General features: G+C 57.8%; 16 protein-coding genes. 7 read left to right on the forward strand and 9 right to left on the reverse strand.

The window, feature by feature from the left end; all coding sequences use genetic code 11:
• Positions 1-528 precede the first annotated feature (528 nt).
• Positions 529-795 (reverse strand): hypothetical protein, encoded by a 267-nt coding sequence (locus tag SMC5_RS05985; RefSeq protein ID WP_119119983.1) that lies wholly within the window; start codon positions 793-795, stop codon positions 529-531.
• Between the two features lie 153 nt (positions 796-948).
• Here SMC5_RS05985 and SMC5_RS05990 point away from each other — a divergent pair, with 153 nt between their 5' ends.
• Both SMC5_RS05990 and SMC5_RS05995 read left to right on the forward strand, forming a co-directional pair.
• Complete coding sequence (locus SMC5_RS05990) at positions 949-1,707, forward strand: SagB/ThcOx family dehydrogenase (protein WP_119119984.1); 759 nt, start codon at positions 949-951, stop codon at positions 1,705-1,707.
• Positions 1,708-1,845: 138 nt separating this feature from the next.
• Positions 1,846-2,331: a flavodoxin family protein gene (locus SMC5_RS05995; RefSeq protein ID WP_119119985.1), complete on the forward strand. Its 486-nt coding sequence runs from the start codon at positions 1,846-1,848 to the stop codon at positions 2,329-2,331.
• Between the two features lie 132 nt (positions 2,332-2,463).
• On the opposite strand, the gene SMC5_RS06000 is transcribed toward SMC5_RS05995, so the two are convergent.
• The 3 genes from SMC5_RS06000 to SMC5_RS06010 all read right to left on the reverse strand — a co-directional run bounded on the left by SMC5_RS06000 (position 2,464) and on the right by SMC5_RS06010 (position 5,105).
• Positions 2,464-3,759 (reverse strand): sensor histidine kinase, encoded by a 1,296-nt coding sequence (locus tag SMC5_RS06000; RefSeq protein WP_119119986.1) that lies wholly within the window; start codon positions 3,757-3,759, stop codon positions 2,464-2,466.
• Positions 3,740-4,414, reverse strand: a complete 675-nt coding sequence (locus SMC5_RS06005) for a response regulator transcription factor (protein ID WP_119119987.1) — start codon at positions 4,412-4,414, stop codon at positions 3,740-3,742. Before SMC5_RS06005 ends, SMC5_RS06000 begins: the two co-directional genes overlap by 20 nt.
• 148 nt (positions 4,415-4,562) lie before the next feature.
• On the reverse strand, positions 4,563-5,105 hold the full coding sequence (locus SMC5_RS06010; RefSeq protein ID WP_119119988.1) for a PepSY domain-containing protein: 543 nt from the start codon (positions 5,103-5,105) through the stop codon (positions 4,563-4,565).
• Positions 5,106-5,311: 206 nt separating this feature from the next.
• Here SMC5_RS06010 and SMC5_RS06015 point away from each other — a divergent pair, with 206 nt between their 5' ends.
• Positions 5,312-6,130, forward strand: a complete 819-nt coding sequence (locus SMC5_RS06015) for a GNAT family N-acetyltransferase (protein ID WP_119119989.1) — start codon at positions 5,312-5,314, stop codon at positions 6,128-6,130.
• Between the two features lie 16 nt (positions 6,131-6,146).
• Here SMC5_RS06015 and SMC5_RS06020 read toward each other — a convergent pair whose 3' ends face one another.
• On the reverse strand, positions 6,147-6,863 hold the full coding sequence (locus SMC5_RS06020) for a M48 family metallopeptidase (RefSeq protein ID WP_119119990.1): 717 nt from the start codon (positions 6,861-6,863) through the stop codon (positions 6,147-6,149).
• A gap of 226 nt (positions 6,864-7,089) precedes the next feature.
• Between SMC5_RS06020 and SMC5_RS06025 the strand changes: the two genes are divergently transcribed.
• Both SMC5_RS06025 and SMC5_RS06030 read left to right on the forward strand, forming a co-directional pair.
• Positions 7,090-7,410, forward strand: a complete 321-nt coding sequence (locus tag SMC5_RS06025; RefSeq protein WP_119119991.1) for a response regulator — start codon at positions 7,090-7,092, stop codon at positions 7,408-7,410.
• 17 nt (positions 7,411-7,427) lie between these two features.
• Complete coding sequence (locus tag SMC5_RS06030; RefSeq protein WP_165846279.1) at positions 7,428-7,790, forward strand: winged helix-turn-helix domain-containing protein; 363 nt, start codon at positions 7,428-7,430, stop codon at positions 7,788-7,790.
• A 19-nt stretch (positions 7,791-7,809) separates the two neighbouring features.
• On the opposite strand, the gene SMC5_RS06035 is transcribed toward SMC5_RS06030, so the two are convergent.
• Positions 7,810-9,804: an SET domain-containing protein gene (locus SMC5_RS06035; protein ID WP_126854958.1), complete on the reverse strand. Its 1,995-nt coding sequence runs from the start codon at positions 9,802-9,804 to the stop codon at positions 7,810-7,812.
• Positions 9,805-10,036: 232 nt separating this feature from the next.
• Between SMC5_RS06035 and SMC5_RS06040 the strand changes: the two genes are divergently transcribed.
• A complete protein-coding gene (locus SMC5_RS06040; RefSeq protein WP_119119994.1) occupies positions 10,037-12,481 on the forward strand; it encodes a sensor histidine kinase in 2,445 nt (814 codons plus the stop codon).
• A gap of 55 nt (positions 12,482-12,536) precedes the next feature.
• Here the strand turns inward: SMC5_RS06040 and SMC5_RS06045 are convergent, their stop codons facing one another.
• The 3 genes from SMC5_RS06045 to SMC5_RS06055 form a co-directional block, all read right to left on the reverse strand.
• Complete coding sequence (locus tag SMC5_RS06045) at positions 12,537-12,986, reverse strand: CGGC domain-containing protein (protein ID WP_119119995.1); 450 nt, start codon at positions 12,984-12,986, stop codon at positions 12,537-12,539.
• Positions 12,987-13,211: 225 nt separating this feature from the next.
• Positions 13,212-14,045: an Mrp/NBP35 family ATP-binding protein gene (locus SMC5_RS06050; RefSeq protein WP_119119996.1), complete on the reverse strand. Its 834-nt coding sequence runs from the start codon at positions 14,043-14,045 to the stop codon at positions 13,212-13,214.
• Positions 14,032-14,772, reverse strand: a complete 741-nt coding sequence (locus tag SMC5_RS06055) for a NifB/NifX family molybdenum-iron cluster-binding protein (RefSeq protein WP_119119997.1) — start codon at positions 14,770-14,772, stop codon at positions 14,032-14,034. Before SMC5_RS06055 ends, SMC5_RS06050 begins: the two co-directional genes overlap by 14 nt.
• Before the next feature lie 286 nt (positions 14,773-15,058).
• Between SMC5_RS06055 and SMC5_RS11030 the strand changes: the two genes are divergently transcribed.
• A partial coding sequence (locus tag SMC5_RS11030) for an HAD-IC family P-type ATPase (RefSeq protein ID WP_207799107.1) occupies positions 15,059-15,810 on the forward strand: 752 nt, incomplete at its 3' end.

Genomic DNA, 15,810 nt, shown 5'->3' on the forward strand with positions numbered 1-15,810 from the left:
GCTTTTGTAGATCCAATCGTCATCTGAACGACAACAGCCTGGCTTGCTCTTACAGCAGGAGCAAATCCAAGAACTCCGGCAAGCAATGCCATAACGAGTAGTATACTCAGTGCCTTTCTCATCCTGTTACCTCCCGTAAATCGTGCCTTAACCTCCTCTTGTCTGTATCAACAAAACCATAGGCAATATTCAGACCTTCTCCCACCCCCTTTTTGCCTCTGATTGACTCTGACTATTTCTAATAGCACGTTGCAAATTAATGTCAAGTTTTTTAGAATCTCCCAGAAACATCCTCGCCGCGACGGCACGCATGCAGGCGGACACAAGCCCGGACAGCACCAACTTGGTGAAGTTCAGGAGAGAGTTCGAGGCCTTGTACTAAGGCGTCGACCAGCAGGCCGTTTGAGACCCCATCACGGAATTCCACGCGACGACGTTCGATAAGATAAGCCCACGACGTCGTCGTAGGCAGACCGCTCTCCCCTGCCACAATAATACACCGTACGTCGAGGTCCGGCAGACCACTGTTCAGACGCCGTCCTGCGAGACATACACGCCCTTTGTGTCCATGCCGGCGTAGACGACCGCCCCGTCAGAAGACAGGCTGGCAATGACTGTGACGGGTCCCCCAAAATGCCCCTTGTCCGATCGCACCCAGATCGTTCCCTTGGCGATGCTTGCAGCATTGGTGAAGACACGCCGCATGACAACGGCCTCACCTGTGCGGGCATACCAGAACACAGCCACGACAAACACGACCAAAACAACTGTCAGGATGCGACCAACGTGTTTCATCGCTTTCCCCCTTCTATCAGAGCTCCGTCTCTCCATAAAAACAACACGAACGGGGAACAGATAATTACGCCGCGTATGCCGTCATATCCGTTCGGATTGCAAACAATTCGAGGGCGGTTACACTGAAAGCATACCACGATGCCGAGGTGAACCATGGAAATTGAACAGCAGTTTCTGCACTCCACACGTTACGCGTCCGACATGTCGGACGAACCTTCAGATCAGCAAAAAGGACTTCCACAACCGCCCCTTGAATTGCCATTCGATGACAGTATGCCCATCATCGACCTGCCAGACCCGAAAACCCTGGTCATCCCGTCTATTGACCTTCGGACCGCAATCGACCGGCGTCACAGTATCCGCCTGTACCGCGACGAAGCACTGACGCTGGAAGAGCTCTCCTTCCTCCTGTGGTGCACGCAGGGCGTCAAGGCCGTCACAGCGCGTCCGTGTACTCTGCGCACCGTCCCGTCGGGCGGCGCCCGCCACGCCTTTGAGACCTATCTCATGGTCCGGGCAGTCACAGGACTCCAGCCAGGGATCTACCGATTCCTCGCAATCGAGCACAAGCTGCAACTTGTCAAGGCCGGAACACAGACGTTGCAGGACGTCAGACATCTGTGCGGCGACCAGAAAATGGTCGAGCTGAGCGCGGTCACATTTATCTGGACAGCCGTACCGTACCGCATGATCTGGCGCTACCGCCAGCGCGCCTATCGTGGCTTGTTCCTCGACGCAGGCCATGTCTGCCAGAACCTGTACCTGGCTGCTGAACCTATCGACTGCGGCGTCTGTGGCATCAACGCATTCTTCGATGACGAATTCAACGCCTACCTCGGCTTCGACCCCGAGCAGCAGTTTGTCATCTACTGCGCTTCGCTGGGAAAGAAGCCGACCGGCATCCACAAGTAGTTCCAGCAGCGGAGGATAGACCGGAGCACCGTCCGGCTGTCCTCCCGACCGTTCCTGACCCCGCCATTATACCATTAAGAGGGTTTCACTTGACACATGAGTACACAGACCTAGTCTGGCATTAAAGGGAGGTGGACAATGCCCAATGCACTGGTAGTGTTCTATTCACTGGACGGTGATGTCCGGTTTCTGGCCCGGACGCTTGCCAAGGAGCTCGTGATGGACTCCATGGAGCTGGAGCTGGTCAAACCACATCCGACACACGGGTTCATGAAGTACTTCACCGGCGGGCTTCTGGCTGCCATCGGCGCGACGCCCCCACTCCGTCCGCTTGCGCACGATGCCGCGCTCTATGACCTCATCTTCGTCGGGACGCCCGTATGGAACAGTCACCCGACCCCGGCTGTACGCACGTTCCTGAAGAATGTCGACTTCAAGGGAAAGAGAGTAGCTTTCTTCACCAGCTACGGCGGTAACGAGGGAAAGACTTATCAAATCTTGACTTCGCTGGTGCCAGGAGCCACAGTTGTCGGCCACATCGGCTTCAAGATGCCGCTCAAGATGGACAAGGAACAGTGTGCCACCGACCTGCTCCGCTGGGCCAAGGACCTGCTGAACAACTGACTCACTGTTCGGCGAACGAGTCCCCGACTGCGCGGAGAAGCGCCCCTCGTATCAAACTCAAATACTCGGGGGCATGACGAATCTGGCAAGTCGTACCGCTGTTCCAGCAGAGATGCAGGCTTTCTCCGACCTTTACTGCAATTTCGTGGAATTTTCGCTGACAAGTATCGTGAAGACTGAACCCACTCCTTCCTGACTTTCTATTTTAATGCTCGCTCCTATCAACGCAGCAAGGTCATGTGCAATTGCCAGCCCCAGGCCCGTGCCTCCTGTTTCTCTCGAACGAGACTTCTCCGCTCGATAGAATCGGTCGAAGATGCGAGGCACATCTTCCTTGGCAATACCGATGCCAGTGTCCGCGATGGATATTTCGACGACGCCCCTAGCTGAACAGGCGGCCAGTGTCACCTTTCCACCAGGTCGGTTGAAATTCACAGCGTTCTCGACAATGATATCAACGATTTCTTCCAGCACTTCTCTGCTGGTTAGGACTTCCAGGTTCTCGCCGTCTGCCACCCCGACTTCAATCGTTCTATTCTGTGCAGCGTCAGCGAACCGTTCTCTCGCCTCTTCAAGCAGTGCATGTACGTCTACCTTTTCTCTCCTGGCTTCGATGCCCTGAGAGTCCAGCTTTGACAGGTACAGCATGCTTGCAGTGATATTCACCATCCTGTTGACAGATTGATTGATGACCGACAGTTTCTTCCTGTAGTACTGCGTCTCATCGACGTCTTTTGAGAGCGCCACGTCTATGTTCGCCTTGATAGCGGCAAGTGGTGTCTTGAGCTCATGGGACGCATCTTCCGTGAACTGCTTCAACTCCCTGTACGATTCCTCGATGGGACTGATGGCGAGACTGGCGAGTTTGAACGAGACAAGCCCTGTGATGACAACGACAAAGGGAATGATGACCAGGAACGAGGCAATAATGCTTCGGAGGACACCATCAACGTCATCGTATGTCCTCGCAACGGTAACATAATACGGGCGCTGCTCAACCGGAGACGTGTAGGCCCTCATCTTCGTGAGCACTATCTGGTTGTTCACATCCTCAGGATATGCCCCAGACGAGAATGACCCGGACTTGATGACGATCTTCACGGAAGCTGCATCCGAGGATGAAAAGAGGATTGTCCCTTTGGCATCGCTGATCTCAATGATCTCATTGCTCGTCTGAAAAGGGTTCTGGGACAGATTCATCGATTTCAGGGTCTCCACGGTCAACTCTTCCTTGGTGGACAGGACTCCAGCGATCGAGGCTGCCCGCTGGGCAATGCTCGCATCAAAACTGTCATGGATGCTCCTGGAGTAGATCAGATAGAACGAGGCCATCAGGAGCACGACGATGGCCAGCGTAATGACCGTGTACCGTACGGAAAGCCTGGTCTTTTCCTTTCTGACCTTCCTCTCAATCTGCGTCAATCTCATAGCCTATTCCTCGCAGCGTCCTGATGAGATTCTTGCTGCTTCCGCTGTCGATCTTCTTTCGCAGGTTCTTGATATGTGTCCTGAGTGTGTCAGACCACAAGCTTGCGTGCTCGTCCCAGAGGTGGTTCTCCAGTTCTTCCTTCGGGACAATCCTTCCCCTGTTGAGTGCCAGATAAACAAGTATCTGGAATTCCTTCTTTGTCAGCTCGATTGCTGCGCTACCCCTCAAGACAGTGTTAGTCGACGTATCGATCAGGAGGTCTCGGATGACAATGACAGAGGTTTTTGTCTCCTTGTCCCGCCTCAGCAGCGCATGCACGCGTGCAAGCAGCTCGCGGAAGTCAAAGGGCTTTGTGAGGTAATCGTCCGCCCCACCCGTAAAGCTTTCGACCTTGTCATCAACACCACTTCTTGCAGTCAGCATCAGCACTGCCATCTTGTGTCCCCGCTTCCGCAGTTCCTTCAGCAATGCGATCCCGTCGAGCCTCGACAGCATGATGTCGAGGATGATCAGGTCGTAGTACAACTCAATCTCGATCTTGCTCAAAGCTTCCCGCCCATCAAATGCCTGGTCCACGGCGAAGAAGTTGTCCCTCAACCCTTCGCAGATTGCGTCAGATAATGAGCGTTCGTCCTCAACGACCAGTATTCGCATGGCACTCCTCAGCGTGGCTGACTGCATTCACTACAAGCAACCGATCTTCTTCCTGAGAGCATTGTACCCAGAAAACCCATCATATCATCGCGAGACAACAAGACTCCGGGGTTTCGCCCGGAGTCTTTCCTGTCAACCTGTCCGCTACTTAGTTTCCAGACTGAACTTCTTCCTGAACCGTATCTGTGTCAGGAGCAGTCGAAGCCTTCTCACCACCAGCTTCCGTGCTTGCCTTCTCGGTACCGTCCGAAGCCTCGACAGTAAGAACCGATCCTGTTCCAGCATCGACCTTGACGTCGCTGAGTGCACCCTGTGCATTCTTGATGGTGACGCTGTACACAAGATACCCATTTTCATTCTCGAGCGTTGTCTGAACCAGCGTTCCGGGAACCTTTGCCAGCGCAGCCTTCTCTGCGTCAGCCTGCGAAATCTTCGCACTTCCCTGAAGAGCGGCACTTTCGCCCGCCTCATTCGCAGCGGCGGTATCAGCCACCTTGATGCTTCCGGTGTAGCTCGGCTCCTGAACATTGCTGTCAGCAGTCTCAGTATCGGTTGCAGTTGCCGCAGCCGTCACCTGCGAAGGAACAGCAGCGGTGCCCGCTGCAAATACTTTATGGTTTCCAACAAGAAGGACTGCGCTTGCGACCATCAAACCTGCCAGTACTACACTAACCACAATTCTCTGTTTCATCTAGCACCTCCTGTGTGCCAAGATTATTGGAAGCTCTTCTGAACTTCCTGGCGTAACTGTACGGCCCCTCCCGTGAAGAAGCCGTAAAGAAAAAACGGACAATTGAGAATCTCTCTTCAAAGATGACAGCCCCCGGCACGCTGACACATGACCAACAACGAGGCCATAACGGTTGACGTGCGACATGGGAGCGCTATCCTGCCCCTATGCCCCGACGAAAAGCAATAGTCATAGCCCCTCCCAGAGACACGTCATCCGACGAGGCGGCACTTCGCGCCCTGTACCGCAAGGATCCGTCACGCATCCTGCCAAATGCACTATGGAAGACCATCGCGCGCCTGCAGTCCCTGGAGTGCCGGTTCATTGATGACACCGGCTCAGTGACAGGCGTCGAGCTGCGAGAACCCGGAAAGCTGCTCATCTATGGGACGCGGACGCAGGACCCCCTGAAAGCTGCGTCGGTCAAGCTGGACGGGGTACCCACCGTGTACATCCACAACGACTTCGTGGCTCCACTTGCCCCATGGTTCGACCGCAAGGAAGCCTTCTTTCGTCTTGTCCACACTGGCAGCGAACTACCGCTGCACGCCACGGTCCCGGGCTACACTATCCGTGAGGTCGACACGACAACTGAACTTCCACTCGTGGCCACCATCCTGCACGCCTGCTATGACACCCCTACGCCGGGCACTGATGAGATCGCGACATGGACGAAGCGTCCGGTCTTCGCCTCGCACGCCTGGCTGTGGATCATCGACCGCAAACAGAAGCGCCCTGTCGCTCTGGGCATCGCCGAGACTGACAAGGACACTGGAGAAGGGTCCCTCGAATGGATTCAGGTCCTGCCTGCGTTCCGCAGTCTCGGACTGGGAACCATGCTCGTCCAGGAGCTTGTCTATCGTCTGGAGCAGAAAGTCGCGTTCACCACGGTTGCCGGTCAGGTGAAGAACCCGTGTGAACCCAACCATCTCTTCCGTCGTTGCGGCTTCACCGGCCGCGACGTCTGGTGGGTCCTCCACCGGTAAGCCCCACTTCTCCATCCTAGATCGTCAACATCCCCCCGTGCTCTTTCAGCCAGCGCCTGCGTGTATCGTAGTCCGGCAGGACGGATGCGACGACCGCCCAGAACCGCACAGAATGGTTCATCTCGCGCCGATGAGCCAGCTCGTGCACGACGACATAGTCGACCACATCCATGGGAGCCATGATCAGGCGCCATGCGAAGCTGACGGTACCGCTCGTACTGCATGAGCCCCAACGCCGCTCGGCGCCTGTGATACGCAGCTGGGGAACGCTCACGCCGACCTGAGGCGCGTAGTGATGGACGCGCTCAGCAAGAAGCTCGCGTGCCCGGGCTCGGTACCACTCCTCGAAGACTACTTCTCCTCGGTCGAACGTCGCCATGTCCAGGCTGAACCCTGTCTTCTCGTCGAAGGTCAGCGGCGTTTTCTGGAAAGCGACAACTACGAATGGCCATTCTCGTCCCAGGTACGGGAAGCGTTCTCCCGTCAGGAAGTCGTGTCGCGGCAACAGGGACACGTGGCTGCGCGCCTTCGCAAGCTTGTCCTCAATCCACCCTGCCTTCTCGCGCAGCAGAGATTCCACGTACCACACCGGCGTCCGTGTGGGTGCCCGCACCACCAGCGTGGCATCCGGCCGAACCTCCAGCCCGACAGTCCGGCGACGCGATCGCACCAGCATATACGCGCCCGCGACGGGGCTTGTGCGCTGTTCCCCTTCCGGCTTCTTCACGCTCATGAATTGTGAACACCCATAGTACCAGGCACAATGGTCTTCACATTTAAGCTGTCACAGTCAAGTACTCCCCGATCCAGAGTTCCCACATTTTCCATGCGAGTATTGTGCCCTCATGTCATGGAAGCGCAACCGGCAGGTCTCCACTTAACGATGGGTTAACGCTATGCTGTTAGCATCGTGGTGCGCAGAGAAACCTGCGACATTCTGAGAAAGGAGGAGAGCGACGATGAGAGTACTGGTGGTAGAAGACGAACCAACGATGCTGTCTGCGCTTTCCGATGCGCTAACGCACGAGCGACTCACCGTCGACACCGCTACCGATGGACAGGACGCACTAGGGAAGGCGCACGTCGAACAGGCATATGACCTCATCCTCCTGGACCTGATGATGCCGCACATGGATGGGGTGACATTCCTGCGGACCATTCGGGCTGAAGGATACACAATGCCTGTGCTGATACTGACGGCACGCAGCATGACGACCGACAAAGTGACGGGGCTCGACACCGGCGCGCCGATGACTACCTCACGAAGCCGTTCGACCTGAGCGAACTGCTGGCTCGTGTGCGTGCGTTGCTTCGACGACGCAACGACGCAAAGACAACTATTCTGACTGCGGGGCAGGTCGTGCTGGATGTGGCGTCGCATGTCTGCACGGTAGCGGGACAGCCGGTAATCCTGAGCCCCAAGGAAGAGCAATTGCTGGAGTACCTCCTGCGCAACCAGGGACGAATCGTCCCCCGCGAGGAACTCGAGGATCACCTGTGGGGCGAGCAGACCTCACTGTGGTCCGACACCCTGCGGACACACGTTCGGTACGTCCGTGCGAAGATGGACACCGATCCGCACGCCCCGCTCATCACGACAGAACGGGGACGCGGCTATGGTATCCTGGAACAACCCGGGAAGGAGCCACAGCAGGAGTAGGCACCCGCCGTAACTCTCTTCACGGAATCCTGCACTGGTATACCATGCTATCCATGGCGCAGTACAACACCCCTGGATCCGTGCCTACCGTCAACGTCTGCCCGCCAAGCGACGATAACCCGCGACTCATCCGCAGCCACCGAGTCTCACCCGGCAGCAACACGAAGACACCACCCCTCGACGTGCCGGCAAACAGGCGCCCTGTCCCATCCTTCGCCAGCGCCTGGACAGATCCGTAGTAGACGCCGATCCTCGACAACCCCTTGTTGATCGGTGTCCAGACACTACCCGGCGCACCGCTCCAGATACCCCGAGCCATTGAACCGACGTACATTTTCGATGACGACTCGATGAACACACTGGACAGCCAGCTGAGGTCGGCGGAACTGCCCAGCATCGGGCGGTCTGTGATCTGGACGCCCTTCCACAGTAGCCCACCGTTGGCTGATTCCCACAAGCCGTCTCCGCTGACAATGGCAAGGAGATGCTGGCCGTCAGTGGGGTCAGTCGCCAACGCTGTGACCTCAACGTAGGCTACTTGCTGCGGCGCAGATCCCTTGGGTTTCAGTCCCAGGCTGCTGTCGGTCGCTGTCCCCTTCACGAGATCGACCCGCCAGACACCAAGGGATGTCCCGGCAAGCACTACCCCGGACTCCGATCCATACGGCACCAATGCCAGCACGTCATCACTGATCTCCTTTGCTGCTACACGACTCCACCGCGCGCCATCCGTCGACATCCAGAGTCCCTCTCGCACCGTACCTGCCAGCATCGGCGTTCCTGCACGGATCACGGCTATGTCCTGCGAATCCAGTTCCGTTGCTGTCCGGCCCCAGGTAGTGCCTCCATCGTGCGAGACATACATGCCACCCGTCGTCCCGACATACAGCCGTGATAGAATTCTGATGTCGGGTACGACGCAGGTGATCTCGGTCTCCTGGATCCCTGTACTGACGTCGGTCCACTTCCATAACGCAGCGTCCGCCTCGAATACTCCTCCTGACGTTCCGGCAATGAGGGTCCTATCCGTCCATCGACACAGCGTGCGGATCCCAAACCCGCGCATGGCGGGCGACGCGACCTGCCACCCCTTCAATGGGTCGGCTGCCACATACACGCTCCCAGAGCTTGTGCCGACGACCAGCTGCCACGATGGCCGCACAATCACGCTCATGGCAGACACATCACCAGAACCCTGCGGGAGTTCTGCCGCTGATGTCCACGTCGCTCCTCCACCCGTGCTGATGTAGACGTTCGTATGGCTGATCACAGCTGCAATCGTGTCTGGTCGCGATGCATCCCACGCCAGAGCGGTGACTGACGCTGCCTGAGGGAGACCGTCACGTCCGCATGCCTTCCACGTGAGCGTCGCCGTATCTGCAACAAAGACACCCTGGTCGTAGGTGCCAGCAAACAACCGATCACCGCCAGCCGTCGTCGCCAGCAGGCAACTGATGCTGAGGGTCGGTAAGCCCGTGTTCGCCGTTCGCCAGCGTCTACCAAGGTCTCGAGACACGTAGACGCCGTGGTTGGCGGTCGCCATGTACAGGAGGGCTCCATCCCCCGCCTGCCCCAGTGCTGTGACTGTATCGTCACCGAAGCCGCGGCCGGACTGCCGCCATGTCTGACCGTCGTCATCGCTCACCTGCAGGCCCTCGCGCTCGACCGCCCGGACAATCACCGTCATCGGCCCAGATGTCGCCGTCAACGCCATCACACCCTGTCCGGACTTCGTCCTGGAGAGGAGTTTCCAGCTCATGCCGTCCAGAGAACGGTAGATTGCACCGCTCGCCATGCCAGCATACAGGCGTCCGTCGGCCGACGACGTCAGCGCTGACACGTCGCCGCCCCAGATGTTGCCCAGTGCTGTCCACTGCACTCCGGCAGGCACTCGGGGGTCATTGCTGAGCGCACGCTTCTGCAGTCGAGGAATGGCAACCTTGATGAACACAACGACTGTCGCGATCAGCAGCCAGCCAATAATGACATCAGCCCACAGTTTCCATTTGCTCACGGGCATATCCATTCTCAAACCACCTCCATTTGCCGGCGACCTTCCCTATATAGTAGTATGACACAACACCGTTAACGCAACGTTAAGACACAGACGTCTCTGGACACAACACCTCAATACAGTTAACGTTGTCTTAACGCAGACCTGTTATGGTATACAGGTAGGCCGCCGTAACAGAAAGAGGGCTCTTCGACGATAACGTCCGGCGGCCTGCCAGACAAGGGAGACGGACATGACTCATAAGCTTACAGGAACGCGCTCTCGTCTGATTGTGGCTGCAGTTCTGCTGTTCATCACCGCGATCGTCTTGGGGGGTCTCATGCGCCGTGCAACGAACAGTGCTGCCGACCCGGATACGCAGGAAATCACGGTAGCAGAGGTCACTACAACTATTACCGAACGTATCACCAGGCTGCAGAGCGACGTGACCGAAGCATCCATCCGGAGCGCTGTCACCGACCAGCTGTCCGCCCTGGGAAAACGGGGATTCATCCGTGCCCATGTTATCGGAGGGAACGTCGACGTGCTGGCTGGGACCGACTATGGTCTCGAGAATCTGGACCTGTGGTCGACTGATGCCTCTTGGACCTACCGCATGTCCCTGTCACCAGTAGGGACACCAGACCTGATCCAGCCCCTGTATATCACTGCCATGACGGCCAGTATGGGCAGCACCTGGGTCAGGCTCACGGTGGGAAGCGCTGGACCGACGGCTGCACAAGCCAGGGCCTCAGTATCGTTCATGGTCGCCATATGGGTGTGTGTCTGCCTGGCAGCCATGTGCCTCATCGGCGTACTTCTCCCGGCCGGCAGCCATCCGCGACGCGCCGGTTCCTCATGGACCCCGGTGCAACATGGCCTGACCCTTGCGCTTATCGGCCTGCTGGTCGCTGTGCCGATGACATGGCTCTTGATGCGTCAGACTCGTTCCACTGCTCGAGCAGAGTTCGCGAGAGGGGCTGATCTGGTTGCGACGACCTCAGCTTCCACAGTTTCCAGTGCAGGGACAGGTGTTCACATATCCGCAGCCTGGCTGCATGCTGTTCACTCCATGGAGTACCCAGCATCTTCCTTCTGCGTGCTCGTGAACGGAAGGCTGCTTAGCAGTGTAGGCACAGGCTATGGCCCTGGCTCGTATGTCAAACCGGGCGACGCGGGGGAGTGGCGGACTCTGTCTCCTGTCACGGGTGGCGCAGCACGGTCCGTCTATGTCACCGCCGCGACAAGCGGGAAGGTGCGCGTCGAGATGGCCATCCCTGAACCAGACTATTGGCAGGTCATCCGCCTGCGCCGCATCATCCTGTGGGTGATTCCTTCAGTGCTGGCAGTCCTGTTCGCCTTGGGATACCTACTGGGACATCGCACAGAACACGCTGTCCTCTCATCGGAGGAGACGCTCCAGCATGCCATCGTTCGCCAGACCGTGTTCACGATCCTCATCGTCTGTCTAGCGCTGCTCCCTGCTGTCAGCTGGTTTGTGCAGACATATGAGGCTGCCTCCTTGGGGCGCCTGGATCAGATGCTCCAGCGCGACGCCGCACAGTTTCAGGGGACCCTTGGCAGCCTGGAACCTACAACCGTGGCGACCAAGGCGGTTGACTTTGCCGACCAGCTGGACATCACCCAGACAGGGCTGGTATTCTCGTTAAAGACCTCGGGAGCAGCCACCGGGGGCACCCGGATTGGTATCAACATCAACCCGCAGTACCCGCTGCTCCAGCCGATGACAGGTGCCTCCGTTCCTCAGTACTGCATCGTGCCCAACCGGACCGACTACGCCGTGCCACAGGGCGAGAACATACGTGTCCGGGTCATAACGGTCAGCAATCGGCTCAAGGATGGAACTGTGTATACAGTACTCCTGGGAACGACCACACGGTCTATCCAGCAGGACATGCTGGAGCTGTGGAAGGCTGCCGTGTGGGCTGGACCAGTCGCCTTCCTGTTCATTGTCCTAGCAGGTCTCATCGCGGCCAGCCTCGCCCTGCACCCGATCGCCGAGTCCATGCGCCGGCTGGAGGAATTCACGGGGGACGCCGGGCACGAACTCCGCACACCACTCAGCTCCATCCGCCTCAACGCGCAGGTCGCCCTCAACCAGGACCAGAAGCCTGAGGAATTCCGCAGGCATCTTGCGGCCATCGCGTCACAGGCCGAGCGCTCCACTCACCTCTCCGAGTCGCTGCTCCTGCTGGCACGACTGGACCGCGAGCAGTCCGCTCCACTTGGGCCTGTCCAACTGCAGGAGATCTGGACAGACCTGCACAACGCCCATGCCGAGACCCTAAGTGCGAAGGCGGTGACACTGCAGACGCCTGAAGCAGACATGGTCCTGGAGACTAATCGCGAGTTGCTGACCGTCGCCTTGGACAACTTGGTGGAGAACGCTATCCACTATGCGCCCGCAGGGACAACCGTCGCCATCACTGCTCAGCAAACCGAAGACAGGGTGACCATCGCCATCACCGACCAGGGATCCGGCATGCCGCCCGAGGCGCTGCCCCACATCTGGGACCGTTTCACCCGCATCGACCCCAGCCGCAGCCGCGAGTCGGGAGGGAGCGGCCTGGGCCTGGCCATCGTCCACAACGCGGTAGAAGCCATGCACGGCCGTGTCGCCGTCACCAGCGAGGTCGGCAAGGGGAGTACGTTCTCCATCATTCTGCCGGTCTCCTAGCGCTCACTAATTGTGAAGACCATTGTACCTGGTACAATGGTCTTCACAATGCAGTCTAGTCGTATGCCAGACGGATATCCTCGGTAGCAAGCGTGGGCTGGATCAGCTCCTGCCATATGGGCGACTTCCACGAACCCAAAGCGTCATGGATCTTGAAATACTTCTGAGGGATGGGGTGAGTTCCGACGACGACAGGGATGCCATATTGCTCCTCGATGAACCGTCGGAAATAGTCGATCCGCGTGCAGGGTGGGTAACCGACAAGCATCCCCGTGGCCAGATGGATGACCGTCACCCCGTTTTTCTTCATCTCGGCGGGAGCGTATTCGATATTCCCCCCGGGGCACCCGCCGCACGTAGTACAGCCGACGAGCTCTACTTCCTTTCCCGCGTAGATACTGAAAGCCCCCTCGCGGTTCTTCATGGCCCTGAAGCACTTCCCTCCTGCACATGTATGGTACCTGTTGCACATGATCATCCCGACACGCACGATTTCGCCGCTCATCGAACCTCCTCATCACAGAACAGATTCATACCAATCAGTCTAGCCGCATTCGGCCTGCCAGGCCAGAGCAAGACGCCGACCAACGATGCAATGGCGTGCTTGCAGACACAAAGAGATCCTCGGGCGATAAACCTGGGGATCTGACTCACATGCTGCGAAGGGGCTTGTGCTGTTTCTCTATCAGATGATATCTGGCTGACGTCAGCCGTCGCTGGAACACGGCATTTATGACGCCTTGGGAGAAGGTGCAGGATTCGGAGCGGCAAAGACCGTGGACGGGGTGGTAATATACTCCGCCAGAGCCTCGGTGACGGGTGCGAAGGCTGCCATCTGCACGTCCTCCACATGTCCCGTGTCAGCAAGAGCGGCCACCGTGGACTCGATGGGCAGCCGTGCAAGGACGGGAGCACCGATATGGTCTGCCAGTTCCTCGGCGTGACTGGGTCCAAACAACTCAAATGATTCACCACAGTGAGGACATGTGACCATCGCCATGTTCTCGACGATGCCCAGAATCCGCTTGTTCATCTGCTTCGCCAGGCCTGCAGCCTTCTCGACGATCATGCTCGCAAGCTCCTGCGGCGTCGTGACCATGAGGATGCCGTCGACAGGCAGGGATTGGAACGCTGTCAGGGGGACGTCAGCTGTTCCCGGTGGCAGGTCCACGATGAGAACGTCCAGATCTCCCCACGCCACGTCAGTCCAGAACTGCTTGATGGCGGATGTGAGCAGCGGGCCGCGCCAGATAACCGGCTGGCCGGCATTGTCCAGAAACAGGTTCATGGAGATGATCTTGACACCGGTCGCCGTCTCGGGCGGGATGATCCCGACCATCGAAGACTTGGGTCGCGCGGTCACGCCGAACAGGCGCGGGATCGATGGGCCCGTGATGTCCGCATCCATGATACCTACCTTCAGTCCGCGGCGTGCCAGTTCGACCGCCGCCATGGCGGACACCAGGGACTTGCCCACGCCGCCCTTGCCGCTGGCGACCGCGAGCATGTGCCGCACGTGATTGACCTGTGAGGTCATGTTCTGTTCATTTTCAGCAGGTGCCATGTCCCTCTCCTTCGTGATGGCAGGATACCTTTCCAGCCAAGTTGACAAATGTCCCTGCGCGGTAGGCCTCGACAATCTCGTCCAGATTATTCATGTCCGTCTGCATCACGGCGTAGCCTGCAGCAGTGAGTGCGTTCATGGCACCCATCCCCATTCCGCCAGCAATGATGGTGTCGCACCCATGAGCTGCGTCGGCCATGCGGCCGTGCACCTCTTCGTGACTCACATCGGATTCTCCATGGTTTTCCTCACCATGAACATGCGCGAACTTGTCACGCAATTCTGATGAAGTTACCTTGCCGTCCGTGATCTCGACGATCTTGTAGTAGTGAGCACGGCCGAAGTGCTGACACAGTGCCGTGCCATCGTCGGTCGGTAGTGCAATACGAGTTGTCATGCTGATACCTCCTGTGTGATTCTCCTGGTGTCTCTTGACTCGTACGCCGTTCATATCCGCGTCCCACGCCCTTGCGACCGTCAACGGATAACCGCCGACGAGCGATGCAGCGACCTTGTGGCGGGCGCCCACAAGGATACGATGGAACGTACTCTGGGAGATGTCCATGCGGTGTGCCGCTTCCGTCTGGTCCAAGTCCAGCAGATCGCTGAGACACAACACCTCCATTTCGTCGGCCCCAAGGACGTGCAACGTCCCTGCAGCCTCTGGACAGAAGGGCCGTGCTCGGTCATATGTACCGCACCTGCGAGCAACCTGTCGTCCTGGCATATCATCTCCTTGTACGATATGAATATATATTCATTTCGTTTGAATGTCAACCTCCGTGAGCAGACTGAAGCCCTTGCATCTCATAGCCAGGAATGGTTGTCACATTCCGTGCCGACCAATGCTTTTCCATGAAGCACCACATCCAGACGGTCCGGGCTGAGAAAGCCCTATGGAGCAAAACTGTTACGTCCAGCTCAGTAGTCGTGGTACCGAAGGCACCGATTCACGCACATGCTGAACAAAATGGTATATCATGTTGGCATACCTGCAGGAGACCGCCGACAAAATGAACAGTCCACAGGTACGGGAGAAACCCATGGAACCAGGGTTGTCAAGCACAGAAGCACAGAAAAGACTTGAACAGATCGGGCCTAACGAGATTCCTGAGTACCATGACCCATCGTGGCTGGTCCTGTTCCGTAAGGTATGGGGTCCTGTTCCCTGGATGCTCGAAGTCAGTCTGATCCTTGAGCTGGTTACGCATCACTACACTCAGGCGACCATCATCGGCACGCTCATCGTTTTCAACGCCGTCATCAGCTTTGTCCAGGAGCACCGGGCACAGGACGCGCTGAGACTTCTGCAGCAGCGCCTGGTGGTTCACGTCAGGATCCTGCGCGATGGCACGTGGCAGACTATGGATTCACGGCTGGTGGTGCCCGACGATATCGTCCACCTCCGTATGGGAGATCTGGTCCCTGCAGATATTACGCTGTTAGACGGCAATCTGTCTATCGACCAGTCTGCACTGACCGGTGAATCGCTGCCGGTAGATGCGGCCGTCAGCAGTAGCATCTATGCCGGCAGCGTGGTGAAGCGCGGCGAGGCAAGCGGCAAAGTCACGGGCACCGGCACCCATACCTATTTCGGGCGGACTGCCCAACTGGTCGGTTCGGCAAAAACCGCCAGCCATCTGCAGGAAACCATCCTTGGTATTGTGAAGTACCTGCTTGCCCTGGATGTGCTGCTGGTCGTCGGCGTTCTGGTCTACTCGTGGGTGCACGCCATCCCGCTGCTGGACACAGTCTCCTTTTCGCT

It is taken from the genome of Candidatus Cryosericum odellii, from assembly GCF_003570935.1.
Taxonomy (GTDB): domain Bacteria; phylum Caldisericota; class Caldisericia; order Cryosericales; family Cryosericaceae; genus Cryosericum; species Cryosericum odellii.

Bases quoted from the DNA above. Each gene is read 5' to 3' on its own strand.
- SMC5_RS05985 (WP_119119983.1), bottom strand. From the start codon at position 795: ATGAAACACGTTGGTCGCATCCTGACAGTTGTTTTGGTCGTGTTTGTC.
- SMC5_RS05990 (WP_119119984.1), top strand. From the start codon at position 949: ATGGAAATTGAACAGCAGTTTCTGCACTCCACACGTTACGCGTCCGAC.
- SMC5_RS05995 (WP_119119985.1), top strand. From the start codon at position 1,846: ATGCCCAATGCACTGGTAGTGTTCTATTCACTGGACGGTGATGTCCGG.
- SMC5_RS06000 (WP_119119986.1), bottom strand. From the start codon at position 3,759: ATGAGATTGACGCAGATTGAGAGGAAGGTCAGAAAGGAAAAGACCAGG.
- SMC5_RS06005 (WP_119119987.1), bottom strand. From the start codon at position 4,414: ATGCGAATACTGGTCGTTGAGGACGAACGCTCATTATCTGACGCAATC.
- SMC5_RS06010 (WP_119119988.1), bottom strand. From the start codon at position 5,105: ATGAAACAGAGAATTGTGGTTAGTGTAGTACTGGCAGGTTTGATGGTC.
- SMC5_RS06015 (WP_119119989.1), top strand. From the start codon at position 5,312: ATGCCCCGACGAAAAGCAATAGTCATAGCCCCTCCCAGAGACACGTCA.
- SMC5_RS06020 (WP_119119990.1), bottom strand. From the start codon at position 6,863: ATGAGCGTGAAGAAGCCGGAAGGGGAACAGCGCACAAGCCCCGTCGCG.
- SMC5_RS06025 (WP_119119991.1), top strand. From the start codon at position 7,090: ATGAGAGTACTGGTGGTAGAAGACGAACCAACGATGCTGTCTGCGCTT.
- SMC5_RS06040 (WP_119119994.1), top strand. From the start codon at position 10,037: ATGACTCATAAGCTTACAGGAACGCGCTCTCGTCTGATTGTGGCTGCA.
- SMC5_RS06045 (WP_119119995.1), bottom strand. From the start codon at position 12,986: ATGAGCGGCGAAATCGTGCGTGTCGGGATGATCATGTGCAACAGGTAC.
- SMC5_RS06050 (WP_119119996.1), bottom strand. From the start codon at position 14,045: ATGGCACCTGCTGAAAATGAACAGAACATGACCTCACAGGTCAATCAC.
- SMC5_RS06055 (WP_119119997.1), bottom strand. From the start codon at position 14,772: ATGCCAGGACGACAGGTTGCTCGCAGGTGCGGTACATATGACCGAGCA.